We start from the raw sequence: 20,219 nt of genomic DNA, 5'->3' as shown, positions 1-20,219 counted from the left end.
GAAGCGGTGATGAGCATGAAAACCATCAGCCTGGCCCTGCTTATGGGCTGCGCCGCCTGGGCCCAGGCCGACACCCTGCGCTGCGGCAGCCAGCTGGTCAGCCTCGGCGATCGCAGCTTCGAGGTGCAGCAGAAGTGCGGCGAGCCGGCCTTCCGTGACCTGGTCGGCTACACCCTGGGCCCCTATGACCGGCGCGAGTTCAAGATCGAGGAGTGGGTCTACGGGCCGAGCAATGGCGCGCTGAGCATCCTCACCTTCGAAGGCAACCGCCTGACCCGCATCGAAAGGCGCCGCCAGCGCTGACGTTCACGCGCCCAGGGTATAGGCTGGGGGCTCCATGACACTGCCCAGGTACACGATGAGAATCCCCATCCTGCTCGCAGCCCTGAGCCTGGCGAGCGCCGTCGACGCCGCCTCGACCCTGCGCTGCGGCAGCGCACTGGTCAGCCGCGACGACAGCACCGCCGAGGTCCTCGACAAATGCGGCGAGCCGGTCAGCCGCGACTTCCTCGGCTACCGCGAGGTGCTGGACTACTACGGTTTTCGCCACGAGGTGAGCGTCGAGGAATGGACCTACGGGCCACGCAATGGCATGTATCACTTCCTGCGTTTCGAGGGCAATCGCCTGGACCGCATCGACAGCGAACGTGGCAACTGACAATTTTTCAGGCGGCTGCTAGTCTCGCCGCTTCTTCTCTACCTGGAACAAGGAAGCTCCATCATGCGCAAACTCTCTCTGTCCATCGCCCTGCTGCTGAGCGTCACCTGCGCCGAGGCCTCGCTGCGCTGTGACAACGGCATCGCCAGCAAGGGCGACCGCAGCGTCGAGGTCCAGGCCAAATGTGGCGAAGCCGCCAGCCGCGCCCTGGTCGGCTACACCCAGAACGCCAACGGCGATCAGGAGTTGCCGATCGAAGAGTGGGTCTATGGCCCGCGCAGCGGCATGTACTACTACCTGACCTTCCAGGGCGGGCGCCTGCTGCGCATCGACAGCAAGCGCGGCAACTGACGCCGGCAGGATCACCAGCACATGCTCATCCTCCCCGCCGAACACCCGCTGGACTGGAAGAAACCGCCGGTCGCCACCCTGCTGCTGATCCTGCTCAACGTACTGATCTATTTCGGCTACCAGGGCGGCGACCAGGCGCGCGAAGCCCAGGCCGTGCAGACCTACCTCGATGGCGGCCTGCTCAACCGCGAGCGCGCGCTGTTTCTCGAGGCCTTCAGCGAGCGCCGCGAGCTGGACGCCGAACAGCGCCGCTACGTCGACAGCATGCGTCGCAGTGACCTGGCCCGCCTGGTGCTCTACGACCTGCAGTTCGAGAGCCGCCTGCGGCACAATCCCGACTACCTGGCCGACCCGTCCTGGCAGGCGGCACGCCAGCGGGCCGAGGCGGCGCGCGATCGCATCAGCAGCATGCGCTTCGGCTTCATCCCCGCCCGCTTCAGTGTCGAGGGGCTGTTCGGCGCCATGTTCCTGCACGGCGACTTCGGCCACCTGGCCGGCAACATGCTGTTCCTGTTCATCTTCGGCTTCGCCCTGGAAATCGCCCTGGGCCGCTGGCTGTACCTCGGTCTCTACCTGCTCAGCGGCGTGGCCTCGCACCTGCTGTGGTGGATCATGGACCCGGTCTGGATCACCGGAGTCGGCGCCTCCGGGGCGATCTCCGGGCTGATGGGCATGTACCTGGGGGTCTACGGCCTGCGCCGCATCAACTTCTTCTACTGGCTCGGGCCGCTGTTCGGTTACTTCCGGGCGCCGGCGCTGTGGATACTGCCGGTGTGGATGGGCAAGGAGCTCTACGGCCTGCTGCTGGCCGACGACAACGTCAACTACTACGCCCACCTCGGCGGCCTGGGCGCCGGCTTCCTCGCCGTGTGGCTGCCGCGCCTGGGCGGCAGGCTGCGGGTCGACCAGGCCTACCTGCACAAGGAAGACCCGGACGCGCCGTTCAAGCGCGAGCTGGATGGCCTGGATCGCGCGATCGGCGGCTTCGCCCTCGACCAGGCCGCCAGCCGCGGCCTGGAGCTGCTCGAACGCTACCCTGGGCGCCTGGAGCTGCTCGAGCGCCTCTACCCGCTGGCCCGCACCCGCCAGGACAAGGCCCTGCTCGGCGGCGTGCTGCGGCAGCTGTTCGGCCTGCCGGCGCAGCCCTCCCAGCTGCCGCTGTTGCTGCGCCTGGCCGAGGACAGTGCCGCCCCCGCGCAGCCGCTGCTGCAGCTCCCGGCCGTGCAGTTGCACCTGCTCCAACGCCTGCTGCAGACCGACCAGCACGCCCTGGCCCTGGCCGCCTGGCGCCGACTCAGCCGAGCCGCCAAACAGCCGGCCGAGCTGCCGGCGCTGACCCTGCGCCTGGCCAAGCAGCTGGGGCGCCGACAGGACATGGGCGGCCTGGCCGAGCTCGCCCAGTTCCTCGAACAGCGTTACCCGCAAGCCGAGCAGACCGCCCAACTGGGCCTGCTCCGGCAACATCTGGCCCGCTGACAGCCCACCCCGGCAGGTGCTGGCCTGCCGGGCATCACGCTCCTGGGCGGACTGCAGACAGCCCTTGAACGAGCCTCAGGCGAGACTGGCCAGTCGGTCCAGGGTCGCCTCCAGGCTCGCCACTTCGCCCAACAGGGGCGACTGCGGGTAGCGCAGGCGGATAAAGGCCAGCAGCTTGCGGGCCGGCTCGATCTGCCCGAGCCCCTCGGCGAAGCCACGGCTGGCCAGCAGATAGGCGCGGGGAATGTGCGGGTAGTCCGGGAAGCGCTGGTGCAGGTTGCGCAACAGTGCCAGCGCTTCGCGGGTCTTGTGGCGCTGCAACAGCGATTCGGCCACTCGCTCGCAGACCAGGGCGTCATCGGGCAGGTAGTCGACGCCGAGCTGCCGCGCGTTGAGCAGGGCACTGGCCGCCAGCGAGGGGTTCAAACGGGCGGCCAATGGCAGGTAATGGGCCAGATGGCGCTGGCAGCGCACCCGGTCATTCAGGCCGAAGAGCAGCTGGTGATAACGCTCGTTGAGCCCGAGGTCGTCGCCATCACGCTGCAGGGCCTTGCTCAGGGTGTCCAGGGCTTGCGCGCTCTGCCCTTCCTTGAGGCGTATCTGCGCCTCGGCCAAGGCGCGCCGCCGCAGGTATTCCGGCGCCGGGTAGGCCGCCGCGCCCTCATCGTCGGCGATCACGTAGCCCAGGGCGCCCTGATACTGAAACACCGCATAGCCCATCATCGCGCACATCACCACGCCGAAGTACCCGAACAGGAAGGCCGCGACAGGCATCAGCACCACCCGCGGCAGGCCGCTGGAGAGCATGTAGGTGACCCAGCCCGGCGACTGCCAGAGGATGAACAGGAAGGCGCACAGGATCAGGTATCTCCAGCCCATGGCGCCTATCACCTGGCCAACCTGCTCCGGGCTCAGCGCCGCGCCCAGCTCCTTGTCCAGCGCCAGGCGGATGATGCTGGCCGGCAATACCAGGAGCAGGCCGATATTCACCGTCCAGTACAGCGCCTCGCTGTCGAAGTCGCTGGCCAGCCAGAGCGCGGCGAAGGCGATCAGAAATACCGCCAGCTGCTTGCAGAACAGGCTGAAGCCTTCGCCGCTGAAGGCGCTAGCCAGGCTCGGCGCCTGTCGGTCGGCCTGGCTGCTGGCCTCGATCACGCTGTGGAAGTACTTGGTCGCCACGCTGAACAGGACGATCCACAGGACGATCCAGCGCGGCATGAACAGGCTCGCCAGCGCCAGCAAGGCGGCGAACGCCAGGGGGCCCGCCTGCAGGGCGTAGGTGAAGAAGCCGGGGATACGCTCCCAGAACGGCTGGGCGCTGTTCGCCGCGCCGAGAAACTGCAACGGCCCGGCGCACAGCGGGCAAGCCGGCGTATCGTCGGGGGCATCGGCATTCAACGGGATGCAACAGTCGCCATAGGCCCGCTGACAGGGCTGGCATTGCCAGGTGGCGGGCTGGGCGGGATGGTAGCGGCAGAGGGTCTTGTCCATAAGCGAAGAATCCTGGAACGGCTGACGAAAGCCGGCGGGTGGGCGCACGGCTGGCTGCGGCCACCGACCGATCCGCTCGGATGGCTGGCGCGCGGCCACTATTGTCCAGACAAAAAAAGAGGGCCGCAATGCGGCCCTCCGTTTCAGCGTGGCTGTTGCCCGCTATCAGACACCCGAGGCTTCGGCAGCCGCGACGTCCTTGATCGACAGCTTGATACGGCCGCGGTTGTCCACGTCCAGTACCAGTACCTTCACTTCCTGGCCTTCCTTCAGTACGTCGGTGACCTTCTCGACACGCTGATCGCTCAGCATCGAGATGTGCACCAGACCGTCCTTGCCCGGCAGGATGTTGACGAAGGCGCCGAAGTCGACGATGCGCTCGACCTTGCCGACGTAGATCTTGCCGATCTCGGCCTCGGCGGTGATGCCCAGTACACGCTGACGCGCGGCCTCGGCAGCTTCCTTGGTTTCGCCGAAGATCTTGATGGTGCCGTCGTCTTCGATGTCGATCGAAGCCTTGGTTTCCTCGCAGATGCCGCGGATGGTCGCGCCACCCTTGCCGATCACGTCGCGGATCTTGTCCTGGTCGATCTTCATCGCGATCATGGTCGGCGCGTTGGCCGACAGTTCGCTGCGCGACTCGGCGATCACCTGGTTCATCTGGCCGAGGATGTTCAGGCGCGCTTCCAGGGCCTGGCCCAGAGCGATTTCCATGATCTCTTCGGTGATGCCCTGGATCTTGATGTCCATCTGCAGCGCGGTCACGCCCTTGGCGGTACCGGCAACCTTGAAGTCCATGTCGCCCAGGTGGTCTTCGTCACCGAGGATGTCGGTCAGCACGGCGAACTTCTCGCCTTCCTTGACCAGGCCCATGGCGATACCGGCCACCGGCGCCTTCATCGGCACGCCGGCATCCATCAGCGCCAGGGAGGCACCGCAGACCGAGGCCATGGAGCTGGAGCCGTTGGACTCGGTGATTTCCGACACCACGCGGATGGTGTACGGGAACTCGTCGGGGCTCGGCAGCATGGCGGCAACGGAGCGACGGGCCAGGCGGCCGTGGCCGATTTCGCGGCGACCGGTGGCGCCCATGCGGCCACACTCGCCCACCGAGTACGGCGGGAAGTTGTAGTGCAGCATGAAGGGGTCTTTCTTCTCGCCTTCCAGGGTGTCGAGCAGCTGCGCATCGCGGGCGGTGCCCAGGGTCGCAACTACCAGGGCCTGGGTCTCGCCACGGGTGAACAGCGCCGAACCGTGGGTCTTGGCCAGCACGCCGACTTCGATGTTCAGCCCGCGCACGGTACGGGTGTCGCGACCGTCGATACGCGGTTTGCCGTTGACGATGTTCTCGCGCACGGTGCGGTATTCGATTTCGCCGAAAGCCTCTTTCACTTCACCGGCAGAAGGCTGACCTTCTTCGCCGGAGAACTTGGCCACGACCTGATCACGCAGCTCGCCCAGGCGCGCGTAGCGATCCTGCTTGATAGTGATGGTGTAGGCCTGGGAAATCGCCTCGCCGAATTCGCTGCGAATGGCCGCGAGCAGAGCGGTGTTTTCCGCCTTCGGCTGCCAGTCCCAGGTCGGCTTGCCGGCTTCGGCAGCCAGCTCGGTGACGGCCTGGATCACGGCCTGGAATTCGTCGTGGGCGAACAGTACGGCGCCCAGCATCTGGTCTTCGGTCAGCTCCTTAGCTTCCGACTCGACCATCAGCACGGCGTCCTTGGTACCGGCCACGACCATGTCCAGGCTGGAGGCCTTGAGCTGCTCGTAGGTCGGGTTCAGCAGGTAGCCGGTTTCCGGGTGGAAGGCCACGCGCGCGGCGCCGATCGGACCGTTGAACGGAATGCCGGAGATCGCCAGGGCAGCAGAGGTACCGATCATCGCCGCGATGTCCGGATCGGTCTTCTTGCTGGTGGAGACCACGGTGCAGATGACCTGCACTTCGTTCTGGAAACCTTCCGGGAACAGCGGGCGGATCGGACGGTCGATCAGGCGCGAGGTCAGGGTCTCTTTCTCGGAAGGACGCGCTTCACGCTTGAAGAAACCGCCGGGGATCTTGCCGGCTGCGTAGGTCTTTTCCTGGTAGTGCACCGACAGCGGGAAGAAGCCCTTGCTCGGGTCCGCGGTCTTGGCACCGGTCACGGCGACCAGCACGGCGACGTCGTCGTCGACGGTGACCAGCACGGAGCCGGAGGCCTGACGGGCCATACGGCCGGTCTCGAGGGTAACGGTCGACTGACCGAACTGGAATTTCTTGATTACCGGGTTCACGGTGTTTTCCTTCTCTCTGTTGCCTTTGGGGAAATCTGGATGTAGCAAAATTCGTGGGCAGCTACGGGAGTCGGACCCGCGCCTGTCCAAAATGCAGCAGGCTGAAACGCAAAAGCTGGAAGCGGGGACCAGCCCCACTTCCAGCTTCGGCATTCAGCTGCGCGCCAGCATTGCTTAGCGACGCAGACCCAGGCGACCGATCAGGGCGCTGTAACGAGTGGTGTCCTTGCCCTTCAGGTAGTCCAGCAGCTTACGACGCTGGTTAACCATACGGATCAGGCCACGACGCGAGTGGTGGTCCTTACCGTTGGCCTTGAAGTGGCCTTGCAGCTTGTTGATGTTGGCGGACAGCAGTGCAACCTGCACTTCCGGGCTACCGGTGTCGCCTTCAGCTTGCTTGTACTCGTTTACGATCTGGGCTTTTTCTTCAACGCTGAGTGCCATGTGGGCATCCTCTCAGTTAGGAAACTGCTGCAGAACAACAGTTTCAATAGGCCGGGAATCGCTTCCCGTGTTTTAAAGTGAGGTATGACCGTGCCTATTAACAGCCACCCTCGATACACGCGGGTCGGAGCCGAAACCCCGGTCCCGCGCTACGGTCATGCCGACCGAATCAAACGACGCGGCGCGATGCGCCCGTCTTCGCTCACTTCACCGATACCGATAAAGCGACCGGTGTGATCTTGCACCCGCACCATGCCGAACTTCGGCGCCTCCGGCGCGCGCACCGGCTGCCCCTGCAGCCAATAGAACGCACTGTGCTCGGAGAACTGCAACAGCGGCCAGTGCAGCAGGCCACTGTCCACCGGCAGCAGGAAGCGGTCGAGGGCCTCGTTGCCGCCCTCGGCGTGGGCCTGCTCCAGCTCTTCCAGGCTGACCGTCTGGGCCAGTTCAAAAGGACCGGCCTTGGTTCTGCGCAGCTCGGCGACATGGGCGCCACAGCCAAGCAGCTGACCGAGGTCTTCAACCAGGGTGCGAATATAGGTGCCCTTGCTGCAATCCACCGCCAGGCGCGCCTGCTCTGCCTCGCAGGCCAGCAATTCCAGGCGCGCAATAGTAACAGAACGCGGCTCGCGCTCCACTACTTCGCCGGCACGGGCCAGCTTGTACAGCGGCTGCCCGTCGCGCTTGAGGGCCGAGTGCATCGGCGGTATCTGACTGATTTCACCGCGAAAACGCGGCAACAGGGCCTCGATCTCGGCGCGACCAACGGTCACTGGACGCTGCTCGAGCACCTCGCCTTCGGCATCCCCGGTGCTGGTGGTAACTCCCAGCTGCATCAGGGTTTCATAGCCCTTGTCGGCATCCAGCAGGTACTGGGAGAACTTGGTCGCCTCACCGAAGCACAGCGGCAGTACCCCGGTGGCCAGCGGATCGAGGCTGCCGGTATGACCGGCCTTCTCGGCATTGAGCAGCCAGCGCACCTTCTGCAGGGCCGCGTTGGAACTGAAACCACGCGGCTTATCCAGCAGGATGATGCCGTTGACCTGGCGACGCACACGCTTTACCTGGGCCACGGGCTTACTCCTCGGTCTTGCCGGCGTCGTGCTGGCTGTCTTCGGCCACCGCACGATCGATCAGCGCCGACAGGTGGGCGCCACGACTGACGCTCTCGTCGTAGTGGAAGCGCAACTGCGGCACGCTGCGCAGCTTCATCGCCTTGCCCAGCTGCATGCGCAGGAAGCCACTGGCGTCGTTGAGCACCTTGAGACTCTGGGTGACATGATCGACGCCATTGTCGGCGGTCATCACGGTGATGAAGATCTTCGCATGACCGACGTCGCGGCTGACTTCAACGGCGGTGATGGTCACCAGGCCCAGACGTGGGTCCTTGACCTCACGGCGGATCAATTGCGCCAGCTCGCGCTGCATCTGGTCGCCGATACGCTGGGTCCGGCTATAGTCTTTTGCCATCTCTACTACCTTTCACTCGCCGCGACGCTTGGAAGGCATCGGGCTCAAAAGCGGCAAACGCCCGGCCGCGCGAAAAGCGGGGCCGGGCGTTGCATGTTGCAACTCGCTGCCTTACAGGCTGCGAGCCACCTGGACTTTCTCGAACACTTCGATCTTGTCGCCGACCTTGACGTCGTTGTAGCTCTTCACCGCGATACCGCACTCCATGCCGGCCCGCACTTCGGACATGTCGTCCTTGAAGCGGCGCAGGGATTCCAGTTCGCCCTCGAAGATCACCACGTCGTCGCGCAGCACGCGGATCGGACGGTTACGGTGCACCACGCCTTCGACGACCATGCAACCGGCCACCGCGCCGAACTTCGGCGAGCGGAACACGTCACGCACCTCGGCGATACCCAGGATGTTCTCCCGGACGTCGCTGCCGAGCATGCCGGTGAGGGCCTTCTTGACGTCTTCGATGATGTCGTAGATGACGTTGTAGTAACGCATGTCCAGACCTTCCTGCTCGACGATCTTCCGGGCGCCGGCATCGGCACGCACGTTGAAGCCGAACAGCACGGCGTTGGAGGCCAGCGCCAGGTTGGCATCGGACTCGGTGATACCACCGACGCCGCCACCGACCACACGCACCTGCACTTCGTCGTTACCCAGGCTGCCGAGCGAGCCCTGCAGGGCCTCCAGCGAGCCGCGAACGTCGGACTTGAGGACGATGTTGAGGGTCTTCTTCTCGTCCTGGCCCATGTTCTCGAAGATGTTTTCCAGCTTGCCGGCATGCGCACGGGCCAGCTTGACCTCGCGGAACTTGCCCTGACGGAACAGGGCCACTTCGCGGGCCTTCTTCTCGTCGGCCACCACGGTCATCTCGTCACCGGCTTCCGGCGTGCCGTCCAGGCCGAGGATCTCGACCGGAATCGACGGACCGGCTTCTTTAACCGGCTTGCCGTTCTCGTCGAGCATGGCGCGGATGCGGCCGTAGTTGGAACCGACCAGCACCATGTCGCCCTGGCGCAGGGTACCGTCCTGGACCAGCAGGGTTGCCACCGGGCCACGGCCCTTGTCCAGACGCGACTCGACCACCACGCCACGGCCAGGTGCCGAAGGCGTGGCCTTGAGCTCGAGGACTTCGGCTTGCAGCAGTACGGCCTCGAGCAGTTCGTCGACGCCGGTACCGAGCTTGGCGGAAACATGCACGTAGGGCGCATCACCACCCCACTCTTCGGGGATCACATCCAGCGCGGCCAGGCCGTTCTTGATGTTGTCCGGGTTGGCGTCGGGCTTGTCGATCTTGTTCACCGCGACCACGATCGGCACGCCAGCCGCTTTCGCGTGCTGCACGGCTTCCTGGGTCTGCGGCATGACGCCGTCGTCGGCTGCCACCACCAGGATGACGATATCGGTGGCCTTGGCACCACGGGCACGCATCTGGGTAAAGGCGGCGTGGCCTGGAGTATCGAGGAAGGTGACCATGCCGCGGTCGGTTTCCACGTGGTAGGCACCGATGTGCTGGGTGATGCCACCGGCTTCGCCCGCCGCCACCTTGGCGCGACGGATGTAGTCGAGCAGCGAAGTCTTGCCGTGGTCGACGTGACCCATCACGGTCACCACCGGCGCACGGGAAATCGCCTCACCTTCGAACTTGAGGGACGCAGCCAGCTGCTCCTCGAGCGCGTTATCGCTGACCAGCTTGACCTTGTGGCCGAGCTCTTCGGCGATCAGCTGTGCGGTTTCCTGATCGAGCACCTGGTTGATGGTCACCGGGGTGCCCATCTTGAACATGAACTTGATCACTTCGGCGGCTTTCACCGTCATCTGCTGAGCCAGCTCGCCGACGGTGATGGTCTCGCCGATCGCCACTTCGCGGACGATAGGCCCGCTCGGGCTCTGGAAGCCGTGCTGGTTGCGCTTCTTCAGCTTGGACTTGCCACGACCACCGCGACGGAAACCATCGCTTTCTTCGTCGACAGTGCGCGGCGCGACGCGCGGCGCCGGAGCCTTTTCCTTGACGGTCGGGCGGTGCTGGGTGGTCTTGCGCTCGCCGCGACGGTCGTCGTCACTGCGCACCTTGTCGGGGCGACGCGGCTCGTCCTTCTTGCGCTCCTCGACCACCGGCGCGGCGACCGGCAGTTCGACCACGGTCGCCGAAGCCGGCGCAGGCGCGCTTTCTTCGGTCTTGGCACTGACGGCCTTGAGCTTGGCTTCTTCCTCGGCGCGGCGCTTGGCCTCTTCTTCGGCCTTCAAGCGTGCTGCTTCGGCAGCGGCACGCTGCTCGGCGAGCTCGCGCTGCTTCTCGGCCTCGATCTCTTCGGCGCTACGCTTGACGAAGGTCTTCTTCTTGCGCACTTCAACGCTGATGGTCTTGCTGCCAGCAACACGCAGGGTGCTGGTGGTCTTGCGCTGCAGGGTAATCTTGCGCGGCTCTTCTACTTTATCGCCGTGGCTGCTCTTGAGATGGGCGAGCAGGGCTTGCTTCTCGTTATCGGTGACAACTTGCTCGGCACTGCTGTGCGGCAAACCCGCCTCACGCATCTGCTGCAGCAGGCGCTCTACCGGTGTGTCGACCACTTGGGCCAGTTCTTTCACCGTGACTTGCGACATGCATTTCTCTCCTCAGGCCGTAAAACTTACTCGAACCAATGGGCTCGGGCGGCCATGATCAGCTTGCCGGCACGCTCTTCGTCGATGCCGTCTATGTCGAGCAAGTCATCAATCGACTGCTCGGCCAGGTCTTCGCGGGTAATCACACCGCGCACTGCCAGTTCCTGCGCCAGGCCCTTCTCCATACCCTCGAGCGAGAGCAGGTCTTCGGCCGGGTGGGCGTCTGCCAGCTTTTCTTCTGTGGCGATGGCTTTGGTCAGCAGGCGATCTTTTGCCCGCGCACGCAGCTCGCTGACGATTTCTTCATCGAAACCGTCGATGCTGAGCATCTCTTCCATCGGCACATAGGCGATCTCTTCCAGGCTGGTGAAACCTTCTTCCACCAGCACCTGGGCCAGCTCCTCGTCGACTTCCAGCTCGTCGATGAAGCGCTGCAGAATATCGCCGGTTTCGGCCTGTTGCTTGGCCTGGATGTCCGCCTCGGTCATCACGTTCAGCGTCCAGCCGGTAAGCTGGCTGGCCAGGCGAACGTTCTGACCGCCACGGCCGATGGCCTGGGCCAGGTTGTCTTCGCCGACGGCGATGTCCATCGCGTGGGCATCCTCATCAACGATGATTGCTGCCACTTCCGCCGGGGACATGGCATTGATGACGAACTGCGCCGGATTCTCGTCCCACAGGACGATATCCACCCGCTCGCCACCCAGCTCGCCGGAAACGGCCTGCACACGTGAACCGCGCATGCCGATACAGGCACCCTGCGGATCGATACGCTTGTCCTTGGAGCGCACCGCGATCTTGGCCCGCGAACCCGGATCCCGGGAGGCAGCCATGACTTCGATCAGCTCTTCGGCGATTTCCGGCACTTCGATGCGGAACAGCTCGATCAGCATCTCCGGGGCAGTGCGCGACAGGATCAGTTGCGGGCCGCGGTTTTCGGTGCGGATTTCCTTGAGCAGCGCACGCAGGCGGGCACCGACCCGGAAGGTCTCGCGGGAGATGATGTCTTCGCGGGCCAGCAGCGCTTCGGCATTGTTACCCAGGTCGACGATGACGCTGTCGCGGGTAACCTTCTTGACCGTACCGGAAATGATCTCGCCCAGACGCCCACGATAGGCCTCGACCACTTGGGCACGCTCGGCCTCGCGCACTTTCTGCACGATGACCTGCTTGGCAGTCTGGGCGGCAATGCGGCCAAACTCGATGGATTCGATCTTCTCCTCGAGTACATCGCCGATCTTCGCATCGGCTTTGCGCGCCTGGGCCAGATCCAGGGTCAACTGATGCGCAGGGTCCTCAAAATCTTCCTCTTCCACCACTGTCCAGCAGCGGAAGGTCTCGTAGTTGCCGGTGAGGCGATTGATCGCCACTCGCAACTCGACTTCGTCTTCAAATCGCTTCTTGGTCGCCGTGGCCAGGGCCAACTCCAGCGCCTCGAAAATCACGCTGGCCGGCACGCCCTTTTCGTTGGACACCGACTCAACAACCAGCAGTACTTCTTTGCTCATCGTACGCCTCGCCTTTCGCAATCCATTGGATCCGCGGGATCCGCGTCTCAATCAAACCGGGGGATGACATTGGCCTTGTCGATCGAATCGATCGGCAACAGGAACTCGTGGTCATCCACCTGCACCACCACGTCCTGCTCCTCCACACCTCGGAGAAGACCCTGAAAGTTGCGGCGCCCTTCGAAAGGCGTGCGCAGCTTGATTTTCACCTGCTCACCGACATAGCTGGCAAATTGCTCCAGCGTGAACAGCGGCCGATCCATGCCCGGCGACGACACCTCCAGGGTGTACTCCGCACTGATCGGATCCTCGACATCGAGGACACCACTGACCTGCCGACTGACTTTCTCGCAATCGTCAATCAGAACGCCGTTGGCATGATCGATATAAATACGCAGCAACGAATGCCGCCCTTGCGACAGGAACTCGATACCCCAGCATTGATAGCCGAGTGCTTCGACTACCGGGGCCACCAAGGCCTGCAACTGTTCTAGCTTGCTCGACACCTGAACCCCTCGCGCATGCTGTGCAAATAAAAAATGGGCGAAACGCCCATCCCTTCGATTCGGCTCAAGAGGCCGAAAAACCTGTCTCCCAGCTAGCAAAAAGCCCCTTGAAAGGGGCTCCGCTACTACTGGTTGCGGGGGCTGGATTTGAACCAACGACCTTCGGGTTATGAGCCCGACGAGCTACCAGACTGCTCCACCCCGCGTCAAAGCTGGGGCCGAAGTATACGGCCGAACACCCGAAAGGGTCAACCGAAGCTCCAGCAACAACAAGACCCGCATGTAGCGGGCCTTCTTGTAAATTGGTACCGAGGAGGGGACTCGAACCCCTACAGCCTATGGCCACTACCACCTCAAGGTAGCGTGTCTACCAATTCCACCACCTCGGCAAAAACGCTTGAAACTTTTACCGCTGTTACTGCTGCTCTGGAGCCTGAGGTACGTCAGCTGTATTCACCGCTGACTTTTGCTCTTCGAGCACCGGCACATCTTCTGCCGCCGGCTTTTCTTGCTGCACTTCCTCGACCGCCGGAGCCGGCAAACCTACCTGACTCAGCGCATCAGCCTTTTCATTAGCAAAGAACGCTAAGCCCAGGCTGGTTAAGAAAAATGCGGTGGCGAGTATAGCAGTAACGCGACTCAAAAAGGTAGAGGAACCTTGACTACCGAACACGGTAGCAGAAGCACCCGAACCAAAAGACGCGCCCGCATCGGCACCCTTACCCTGCTGCAACAAAACCAGCGCAACCACGCCGATCGCACCCAGCAGATGAAGAACTACTACGACTGTTTCCAGCATCTTTTCAGCTTCCCGCGGCGCGACAGATCGCACCGAACTCATCCGCATTCAGAGAGGCTCCACCCACAAGCCCCCCATCGATATCCGGCATGCCAAACAACTCGGCCGCGTTGACGGCCTTGACACTGCCGCCGTACAGAATTCTTACCCCTTGCGCCACTTCGGCATCTGCTGCCGCCAGCTGCGCCCGAATGGCAGCATGCACTTCCTGCGCCTGATCCGGCGAAGCGGTCAACCCACTACCAATCGCCCAGACCGGCTCGTAAGCCACCACCGCCCGACCGAAGGCTGCGACGCCGCAGGCGTCTATCACAGCAGCCAGCTGGCGACCCACTACCTCGAGGGTCTCGCCCGCTTCACGCTGCGCCAGGGTCTCCCCCACACAGAGCACCGGCACCAAGCCGCACGACTGAGCCGCAGCGAACTTGCGCACCACCCACTCGTCGGACTCCGCCAGCAGCAGGCGACGCTCAGAATGACCTACCAGCACCAGGGCACAACCGGCATCCCGCAACTGGCTGGCAGCCACCTCGCCGGTCAGCGCACCCTGCGATGCCTCGACCGCGCAGTCCTGCCCGCCAACCATCACCGGCAGGCCGCTCAAACCCTCCACGACCTGGGCCACATGCAGACAAGACGGGAATACCGCAACCTCCACATCGACAGGCAACGCCTGTCGCCGAACACCTTCGATCAGCTCTGCGACGCTGGCGCGGGTACCGTGCATCTTCCAGTTACCAGCAACCATTGGGCGACGCATGCTTTACCTCGTCGGTCAAAGAGGGCGCAGATATTACCCAACAGCCGTTAGCCTGGCAAGCCGAATCAAGGACATACTTCGGCAACAACTTTAGCCAATTCATCGGCATAGCCACGAACCTGGGCTTCGTCGTCGCCTTCGACCATTACGCGGACCAGCGGCTCGGTGCCGGACTTGCGCAACAGCACACGTCCACGCCCCGCCATGCGCTCGGTGACACGCGCGCTGGCGTCCTGCACGGCCGGGTGTTCGAGGGGGTCTTCGCCGCCGGAAAAGCGCACATTCACCAGTACCTGGGGGCACTTTTGCATGCCCTGGCGCGTCTCGGCCAGGCTCTGCCCGCGCCGCTTGAGCGCCAGCAGGACCTGCAATGCAGCGATGACCGCATCTCCGGTAGTGGTGTGCTGGAAGCACACCAGATGGCCCGAGTTCTCCCCACCAAGCTGCCAGTTGCGCGCAAGCAATTCGGCGATCACGTAACGGTCGCCGACCTTGGCGCGGACGAAGGGTATCCCCAGGTCGGCGCACGCCAGTTCCAGTCCGAGATTGCTCATCAGGGTCCCGACTACGCCCCCCTGCAGCTTGCCGCGCTCCTGCAGATCACGGGCGATGATGAACAACAGTTCGTCGCCATCGACCAAGGCGCCGGTATGATCGACCATCAGCACCCGATCGGCGTCGCCATCGAAGGCGATGCCCAGATCGGCCTGCTGGGCAACCACCTCGGCCTGCAGCGCCTCCATATGGGTGGAGCCGCAGGCATCGTTGATATTCAGCCCGTTGGGCTGCGCCGAGAGCACCGACACCTGGGCACCGAGCTCGCGGAACACGCTGGGCGCCACCTTGTAGGCGGCGCCATGGGCGCAATCGATCACCATCTTCAAACCGGCGAAATCGGTGCTGGTCGGCACGCTGCTCTTGCAGAATTCGATGTAGCGGCCAGCCGCATCATGCACACGCGACACTTTGCCGAGCCGCTCCGACTCGACCACCGTCATCGGCGCATCGAGCAGCTCCTCGATCATCAGCTCGACTTCGTCCGGGAGCTTTGTGCCCTGTCCGGAGAAAAACTTGATGCCGTTGTCATGGTGAGGATTGTGCGAGGCGCTGATGACGATGCCCGCCTCGGCATGAAAAGTGCGCGTCAGATAGGCGATCGCCGGGGTCGGCATGGGGCCCAGCAACATTACATCGGCGCCAGCTGCTAGCAAGCCGGCCTCGAGGGCCGACTCGAACATATAGCCGGATATTCGTGTGTCTTTCCCAATAAGGATGCGGCACTTACCCTGCTTGCGAAATGCCATGCCGGCGGCCCAGCCGAGCTTGAGCATGAAATCCGGGGTGATGGGAAACTCACCAACGCGCCCGCGAATACCATCAGTACCAAAATATTTTCTAACCATAACCACGCTTCCTTCTGACTTATTCGGCCGCTTCGACTGCGGCAATCATGCGTACCACATCAACTGTCTCGGCCACGTCGTGAACCCTGAGAATGTGCGCACCCTTGGTCACCGCGAGAGCCGCAAGCCCCAGGCTGCCATAGAGACGCCCACCGACCTCGTGACCAAGCACCCGGCCGATCATACTCTTGCGCGAAACACCGACCAGCAACGGCCGCCCGAAGGCATGCAGCGACTCCAAGTGCTTGAACAGCCTCAGATTGTGCTCCAAGGTCTTGGCGAAACCGAAGCCCGGATCGAGCATCACCCGCTCGGCGGCAATTCCGGCGCGCGCGCAGGCGTCCAGTCGCTCCGAGAGGAAGCCGCGCACCTCATTCAGGATATCGGCGTAATGAGGGTCTTGCTGCATGGTGCTCGGTTCGCCGCGCATATGCATTAGGCACACCGGCAGCCCACTGGCCGCAGCGGCCTCAAGCGCCCCTTCTCGCTGCAACGAGCGCACGTCATTGATCAGCCCGGCGCCCAGTCGCGCAGCCTCGCGCATGACCGCCGGCGTCGAGGTATCCACGGAAATGATCACGTCGAGCTCGGCGGCTATGGCTTCGACCACCGGAGCGACCCGCTCCAGTTCCTCAGCGGGCGAGACCACTTGCGCACCGGGCCGGGTCGACTCGCCGCCGACGTCGATCAGCGTTGCACCGGCGCACACCATCTCGGCCGCATGGCGCAGCGCTGCATCACGCTGGCGATAGCGGCCACCGTCGGAGAACGAGTCGGGGGTTACGTTGAGAATGCCCATCACCTGCGGACGGGCCAAATCAAGAAACCGGCTGCCACAGGGCAGCCGGTTCTGTTCAAGCGAGAGAGGCATTGGCAACCTTAATGCTCGGCGGCGGGGCCACCGATTGGCTTCTCGGGACTATCGGCCTGGTCGGTCTTGGCCGATGGCTTGCCCGCTCCGCCGTCATCGCCCCAGCCCTTCGGCTCACGCGGCGCACGACCATTCATGATGTCGTCGATCTGCTCGGCGTCGATGGTCTCGTACTTCATCAGCGCCTCGGCCATGGCATCGAGCTTGTCGCGGTTCTCCTCGAGCAGACGCTTGGCGGTGCCATAGCACTGGTCGATGATGCTGCGCACCTCCAGGTCGATCATCTTCGCCGTGTCGGCCGAGACGTTGGTGTGCTGGCTGCCCATGCTGCGACCAAGGAACACTTCCCCCTCTTCCTCGGCGTACATCAGCGGACCGAGCTTCTCGGACAGGCCCCACTTGGTGACCATGTTCCGCGCCAACTGGGTCGCTCGCATGATGTCGTTGGACGCACCGGTGGTGACCCCCTCGAAGCCCAGGGTCATCTCTTCGGCGATACGGCCGCCAAAGAGGGAGCAAATCTGACTGACCAGCGCGCGCTTGCTCAGGCTGTAGCGGTCTTCTTCAGGCAGGAACATGGTCACACCCAGGGCACGACCACGCGGGATGATCGACACCTTGTAGACCGGGTCATGCTCCGGCACCAGGCGACCGACGATGGCGTGGCCGGCCTCGTGGAACGCTGTATTGAGGCGCTCCTTCTCGGACATGACCATGGTCTTGCGCTCGGCGCCCATCATGATCTTGTCCTTGGCCAGCTCGAACTCCTTCATCTCGACCAGACGCTTGCCGGCTCGGGCGGCAAACAGCGACGCCTCGTTCACCAGGTTGGCCAGGTCGGCGCCGGAGAAGCCTGGGGTTCCCCGGGCGATGAGCGCAGGCTGCACATCTTCGCCCATCGGCACCTTGCGCATGTGCACCTTGAGGATCTGCTCGCGACCGCGGATATCCGGCAGACCGACCACCACCTGACGGTCGAAACGCCCCGGACGCAGCAGCGCCGGGTCGAGCACGTCGGGACGGTTGGTGGCAGCGATGACGATCACGCCGTCGTTCATCTCGAAGCCATCCATCTCCACCAGCAACTGGTTGAGGGTCTGCTCGCGCTCGTCATGCCCGCCGCCCATGCCGGCGCCACGGTGACGGCCGACGGCGTCGATTTCATCGATGAAGATGATGCACGGCGCGTGCTTCTTGGCCTGCTCGAACATGTCGCGCACGCGGGAGGCGCCGACACCGACGAACATCTCGACGAAGTCGGAGCCGGAAATGGTGAAGAACGGCACCTTGGCCTCACCGGCGACTGCCTTGGCCAGCAGGGTCTTACCGGTACCCGGCGAGCCGACCATCAGCACGCCGCGCGGAATGCGCCCGCCGAGGCGCTGGAACTTGCCGGGATCGCGGAGGAACTCGACCAGTTCGCTGACCTCTTCCTTGGCCTCGTCGCAACCGGCGACATCGGCGAAGGTGGTCTTGACCTGATCCTCGGACAACAGGCGCGCCTTGCTCTTGCCGAAGCTCATGGGCCCGCCCTTGCCGCCGGCGCCGCCCTGCATCTGGCGCATGAAGAACATGAACACCGCGATGATCACCAGAATGGGGAAGCTGGCGACCAGCAACTGGGTCCAGATGCTCTGCTGTTCCGGCTGCTTGCCGACGATCTCGACATTGTTGTCGATCAGGTCCTTGATCAGGCCGTTGTCCTGAATGGCGGGACGCACGGTCTCGAAGCGCGTGCCGTCGATCCGCTCACCATTGATGATGTAGCCGTCAACGGTAACCCGCTGAACCCGACCATCCTGAACCTGCTCGATGAAGTCCGAGTAGTTGAGCTTGTTCGTCTCGCTCGGGCTGGAGAAATTGTTCATCACCGTGACCAGAACAGCAGCGATGATCAGCCACAGGATCAGATTCTTTGCCATGTCGTTCAATTAACTACCCTCTGAAGCAGGCCCCGTGCGCAAGCGTGCTTCGCATGACGACCAGTTATGTACCGATCTAACTTACTACACAACGCCTGCAGCTGGCAGACGCGGTCTGTAACCCTTTATTTGCGTCGCCGGAGCCGACGAGAACGCACAATGCATGCAGCCCTTTGGACTGACAAGCCCGCCCTTGGTTGCATCGACCTAGGCGCCGCGATAACCGCGGGCCAACAGGTACTGTTCGCGGGAACGATCGCGGGAGGACAGCGGCTTGCGCATCTGCACCTTGTCGAACATCTCGCGCACCTGCTTGTGGTACTGGTCGAAGCCCTCGCCCTGGAAGATCTTGATCAGGAAATCACCACCCGGACGCAGCACGCGCCCCGCCAGATCCAGGGCCAATTCGCACAGGTACATGGCGCGCGGCTGGTCGGCCGCCCTTACTCCACTCATATTGGGGGCCATGTCGGAAATCACAAGGTCCACCGGGTTGCCGCCAATCGCCTCGAGGATCTGGCTGAACACCGCATCCTCGGTGAAGTCACCCTGAATGAAGGTGACGTCCGGGATGCTGTCCATCTCCAGGATATCGGAGGCGATCAGCGTGCCCTTGTCGCCGATCAGTCGACTGGTCACCTGCGACCAGCCGCCCGGCGCGGCGCCGAGATCGACCACGGTCATGCCCGGGCGCAGGATGCGGTCCTTCTCCTGGATCTCCAGCAGCTTGTAGCTGGCGCGCGAACGGTAGCCGTCCTTCTGCGCCATTTTGACGTAGGGATCGTCGAAGTGTTCTTTCAGCCAACGGGGGCTGGTCTTGGAGCGAGCCACACGGCACCTCGATTTTACAAGTCGTGAATAACTGGGCGGGTCCGAAGGCGCTCGGGTAAACTAGCCGCCGCTTTTTACCAGATCAGACGCAGGGGTCAGATTATGCCGCTCACTCAGGAGCAGAAGAAACAATACAAATCTATCGGCCACCACCTGAAACCGGTATTGATCGTGGCAGACAATGGTTTGACCGAGGGCGTTCTGGCCGAACTGGAACGCGCACTGAACGATCACGAACTGATCAAGGTGCAACTACGCATCACCGAACGCGAGGATCGCCTCGCCGCGATCGACGAACTGTGCAAGGCGGCCAAGGGCGAACTGGTGCAGGTCATCGGCAAGATGGCGCTGATTTACCGCAAGAACCCCAAGCCGAACAAGAACCTCTCCAACATCAGCCGCTACCAGGGCTGAGCCGGCACCAGCCGACCGCCGCCAGACTGTCGGCTTGCCTCGCCGCTCAGGCGCGACGAGCCGGCACCGGCTGCAATACCAGCAACAGCCCGCAAAACGCCAGGACCAGATAGCTGAACAGCAGCCAGCCCTGGGCCTCCGGCCACCACTGGCGCACCAGCAAGTAGCTGCCGGCGATCAGCAGCACGGTCAGCAGCAGCTGACCGCGCAGATCCCGCCACAGACTGGCCAGCCGCTCGAAACGCACCAGCACGACAATCTGCAGCAGCGCACAGCAGGCCGTGAGGCCTATCAGCAGCGAACCCAGCAGCGCGTCGATTTCTGCGAGCAGCAATGGCGCCAGCCCCAGCTTGACCAGGGCCGGCAGCACCAGAAACTGCAGGAGCCAGAGGCCGCCGACCCACAGGGTCTGGGCCAGCAGCCAGCTGATCGCCCCGGCACTCAGGGTC

General features: G+C 63.5%; 20 protein-coding genes and 2 tRNA genes. 5 read left to right on the top strand and 17 right to left on the bottom strand.

The window, feature by feature from the left end; translation table 11 throughout:
• The first annotated feature begins 15 nt into the window (after positions 1 to 15).
• From LPB260_RS23770 to LPB260_RS23755, 4 genes are all read left to right on the top strand, one after another.
• Complete coding sequence (locus LPB260_RS23770) at positions 16 to 303, top strand: DUF2845 domain-containing protein (RefSeq protein WP_371926127.1); 288 nt, start codon at positions 16 to 18, stop codon at positions 301 to 303.
• A gap of 55 nt (positions 304 to 358) precedes the next feature.
• Complete coding sequence (locus LPB260_RS23765) at positions 359 to 658, top strand: DUF2845 domain-containing protein (RefSeq protein WP_208708314.1); 300 nt, start codon at positions 359 to 361, stop codon at positions 656 to 658.
• Positions 659 to 721: 63 nt separating this feature from the next.
• A complete protein-coding gene (locus tag LPB260_RS23760) occupies positions 722 to 1,009 on the top strand; it encodes a DUF2845 domain-containing protein (protein ID WP_208708313.1) in 288 nt (95 codons plus the stop codon).
• Between the two features lie 21 nt (positions 1,010 to 1,030).
• The gene (locus LPB260_RS23755; RefSeq protein ID WP_208708312.1) at positions 1,031 to 2,485 is read left to right on the top strand and encodes a rhomboid family intramembrane serine protease; all 1,455 of its coding nucleotides are present in this window, start codon (positions 1,031 to 1,033) and stop codon (positions 2,483 to 2,485) included.
• A 75-nt stretch (positions 2,486 to 2,560) separates the two neighbouring features.
• On the opposite strand, the gene LPB260_RS23750 is transcribed toward LPB260_RS23755, so the two are convergent.
• The 16 genes from LPB260_RS23750 to rlmE form a co-directional block, all read right to left on the bottom strand.
• A complete protein-coding gene (locus LPB260_RS23750) occupies positions 2,561 to 3,976 on the bottom strand; it encodes a hypothetical protein (protein WP_208708311.1) in 1,416 nt (471 codons plus the stop codon).
• A 165-nt stretch (positions 3,977 to 4,141) separates the two neighbouring features.
• Positions 4,142 to 6,247, bottom strand: a complete 2,106-nt coding sequence (pnp, locus tag LPB260_RS23745; protein WP_208708310.1) for a polyribonucleotide nucleotidyltransferase — start codon at positions 6,245 to 6,247, stop codon at positions 4,142 to 4,144.
• A gap of 174 nt (positions 6,248 to 6,421) precedes the next feature.
• Positions 6,422 to 6,691 (bottom strand): 30S ribosomal protein S15, encoded by a 270-nt coding sequence (gene rpsO, locus LPB260_RS23740; RefSeq protein ID WP_208708309.1) that lies wholly within the window; start codon positions 6,689 to 6,691, stop codon positions 6,422 to 6,424.
• 155 nt (positions 6,692 to 6,846) lie between these two features.
• Positions 6,847 to 7,764: a tRNA pseudouridine(55) synthase TruB gene (gene truB, locus LPB260_RS23735; protein ID WP_208708308.1), complete on the bottom strand. Its 918-nt coding sequence runs from the start codon at positions 7,762 to 7,764 to the stop codon at positions 6,847 to 6,849.
• A 4-nt stretch (positions 7,765 to 7,768) separates the two neighbouring features.
• Entirely contained in the window at positions 7,769 to 8,161 is a 393-nt protein-coding gene (rbfA, locus tag LPB260_RS23730; protein ID WP_208708307.1) for a 30S ribosome-binding factor RbfA, read from the bottom strand.
• Positions 8,162 to 8,272: 111 nt separating this feature from the next.
• Complete coding sequence (gene infB, locus LPB260_RS23725) at positions 8,273 to 10,756, bottom strand: translation initiation factor IF-2 (protein WP_208708306.1); 2,484 nt, start codon at positions 10,754 to 10,756, stop codon at positions 8,273 to 8,275.
• 26 nt (positions 10,757 to 10,782) lie between these two features.
• Positions 10,783 to 12,264: a transcription termination factor NusA gene (nusA, locus tag LPB260_RS23720; RefSeq protein ID WP_208708305.1), complete on the bottom strand. Its 1,482-nt coding sequence runs from the start codon at positions 12,262 to 12,264 to the stop codon at positions 10,783 to 10,785.
• 47 nt (positions 12,265 to 12,311) lie between these two features.
• Entirely contained in the window at positions 12,312 to 12,770 is a 459-nt protein-coding gene (rimP, locus tag LPB260_RS23715; RefSeq protein WP_208708304.1) for a ribosome maturation factor RimP, read from the bottom strand.
• 129 nt (positions 12,771 to 12,899) lie between these two features.
• A tRNA-Met gene (locus LPB260_RS23710) sits at positions 12,900 to 12,976 on the bottom strand.
• 97 nt (positions 12,977 to 13,073) lie between these two features.
• A tRNA-Leu gene (locus LPB260_RS23705) sits at positions 13,074 to 13,159 on the bottom strand.
• A gap of 26 nt (positions 13,160 to 13,185) precedes the next feature.
• The gene (secG, locus tag LPB260_RS23700; RefSeq protein WP_208708303.1) at positions 13,186 to 13,569 is read right to left on the bottom strand and encodes a preprotein translocase subunit SecG; all 384 of its coding nucleotides are present in this window, start codon (positions 13,567 to 13,569) and stop codon (positions 13,186 to 13,188) included.
• A 4-nt stretch (positions 13,570 to 13,573) separates the two neighbouring features.
• A complete protein-coding gene (gene tpiA / locus LPB260_RS23695; RefSeq protein WP_208708302.1) occupies positions 13,574 to 14,329 on the bottom strand; it encodes a triose-phosphate isomerase in 756 nt (251 codons plus the stop codon).
• A 65-nt stretch (positions 14,330 to 14,394) separates the two neighbouring features.
• Positions 14,395 to 15,732 carry a phosphoglucosamine mutase gene (gene glmM / locus LPB260_RS23690; protein ID WP_208708301.1) on the bottom strand — a complete coding sequence of 446 codons (1,338 nt, stop codon included), beginning with the start codon at positions 15,730 to 15,732 and terminating at the stop codon, positions 14,395 to 14,397.
• A gap of 19 nt (positions 15,733 to 15,751) precedes the next feature.
• On the bottom strand, positions 15,752 to 16,603 hold the full coding sequence (gene folP / locus LPB260_RS23685) for a dihydropteroate synthase (protein ID WP_208708300.1): 852 nt from the start codon (positions 16,601 to 16,603) through the stop codon (positions 15,752 to 15,754).
• Positions 16,604 to 16,611: 8 nt separating this feature from the next.
• A complete protein-coding gene (gene ftsH / locus LPB260_RS23680) occupies positions 16,612 to 18,525 on the bottom strand; it encodes an ATP-dependent zinc metalloprotease FtsH (RefSeq protein ID WP_208708299.1) in 1,914 nt (637 codons plus the stop codon).
• A gap of 207 nt (positions 18,526 to 18,732) precedes the next feature.
• The gene (gene rlmE / locus LPB260_RS23675) at positions 18,733 to 19,356 is read right to left on the bottom strand and encodes a 23S rRNA (uridine(2552)-2'-O)-methyltransferase RlmE (RefSeq protein ID WP_208708298.1); all 624 of its coding nucleotides are present in this window, start codon (positions 19,354 to 19,356) and stop codon (positions 18,733 to 18,735) included.
• Positions 19,357 to 19,458: 102 nt separating this feature from the next.
• On the opposite strand from rlmE, the gene yhbY reads away from it, so the two are divergent.
• Positions 19,459 to 19,770 carry a ribosome assembly RNA-binding protein YhbY gene (gene yhbY, locus LPB260_RS23670; RefSeq protein ID WP_208708297.1) on the top strand — a complete coding sequence of 104 codons (312 nt, stop codon included), beginning with the start codon at positions 19,459 to 19,461 and terminating at the stop codon, positions 19,768 to 19,770.
• A 46-nt stretch (positions 19,771 to 19,816) separates the two neighbouring features.
• On the opposite strand, the gene LPB260_RS23665 is transcribed toward yhbY, so the two are convergent.
• A complete protein-coding gene (locus LPB260_RS23665; RefSeq protein ID WP_208710141.1) occupies positions 19,817 to 20,215 on the bottom strand; it encodes a DUF4149 domain-containing protein in 399 nt (132 codons plus the stop codon).
• Positions 20,216 to 20,219: the final 4 nt, after the last annotated feature.

This window comes from Pseudomonas sp. LPB0260 (assembly GCF_013388395.1).
This window is presented reverse-complemented; position numbering and strand designations above follow the sequence as displayed.

Excerpts from the sequence above, each read along its gene's own strand:
- rbfA (WP_208708307.1), bottom strand. The coding sequence starts at position 8,161 with ATGGCAAAAGACTATAGCCGGACCCAGCGTATCGGCGACCAGATGCAG.
- secG (WP_208708303.1), bottom strand. The coding sequence starts at position 13,569 with ATGCTGGAAACAGTCGTAGTAGTTCTTCATCTGCTGGGTGCGATCGGC.
- LPB260_RS23770 (WP_371926127.1), top strand. The coding sequence starts at position 16 with ATGAAAACCATCAGCCTGGCCCTGCTTATGGGCTGCGCCGCCTGGGCC.
- glmM (WP_208708301.1), bottom strand. The coding sequence starts at position 15,732 with ATGGTTAGAAAATATTTTGGTACTGATGGTATTCGCGGGCGCGTTGGT.
- yhbY (WP_208708297.1), top strand. The coding sequence starts at position 19,459 with ATGCCGCTCACTCAGGAGCAGAAGAAACAATACAAATCTATCGGCCAC.
- ftsH (WP_208708299.1), bottom strand. The coding sequence starts at position 18,525 with ATGGCAAAGAATCTGATCCTGTGGCTGATCATCGCTGCTGTTCTGGTC.
- LPB260_RS23760 (WP_208708313.1), top strand. The coding sequence starts at position 722 with ATGCGCAAACTCTCTCTGTCCATCGCCCTGCTGCTGAGCGTCACCTGC.
- infB (WP_208708306.1), bottom strand. The coding sequence starts at position 10,756 with ATGTCGCAAGTCACGGTGAAAGAACTGGCCCAAGTGGTCGACACACCG.
- folP (WP_208708300.1), bottom strand. The coding sequence starts at position 16,603 with ATGCCTCTCTCGCTTGAACAGAACCGGCTGCCCTGTGGCAGCCGGTTT.
- rpsO (WP_208708309.1), bottom strand. The coding sequence starts at position 6,691 with ATGGCACTCAGCGTTGAAGAAAAAGCCCAGATCGTAAACGAGTACAAG.
- LPB260_RS23755 (WP_208708312.1), top strand. The coding sequence starts at position 1,031 with ATGCTCATCCTCCCCGCCGAACACCCGCTGGACTGGAAGAAACCGCCG.
- LPB260_RS23750 (WP_208708311.1), bottom strand. The coding sequence starts at position 3,976 with ATGGACAAGACCCTCTGCCGCTACCATCCCGCCCAGCCCGCCACCTGG.
- tpiA (WP_208708302.1), bottom strand. The coding sequence starts at position 14,329 with ATGCGTCGCCCAATGGTTGCTGGTAACTGGAAGATGCACGGTACCCGC.
- nusA (WP_208708305.1), bottom strand. The coding sequence starts at position 12,264 with ATGAGCAAAGAAGTACTGCTGGTTGTTGAGTCGGTGTCCAACGAAAAG.
- LPB260_RS23765 (WP_208708314.1), top strand. The coding sequence starts at position 359 with ATGAGAATCCCCATCCTGCTCGCAGCCCTGAGCCTGGCGAGCGCCGTC.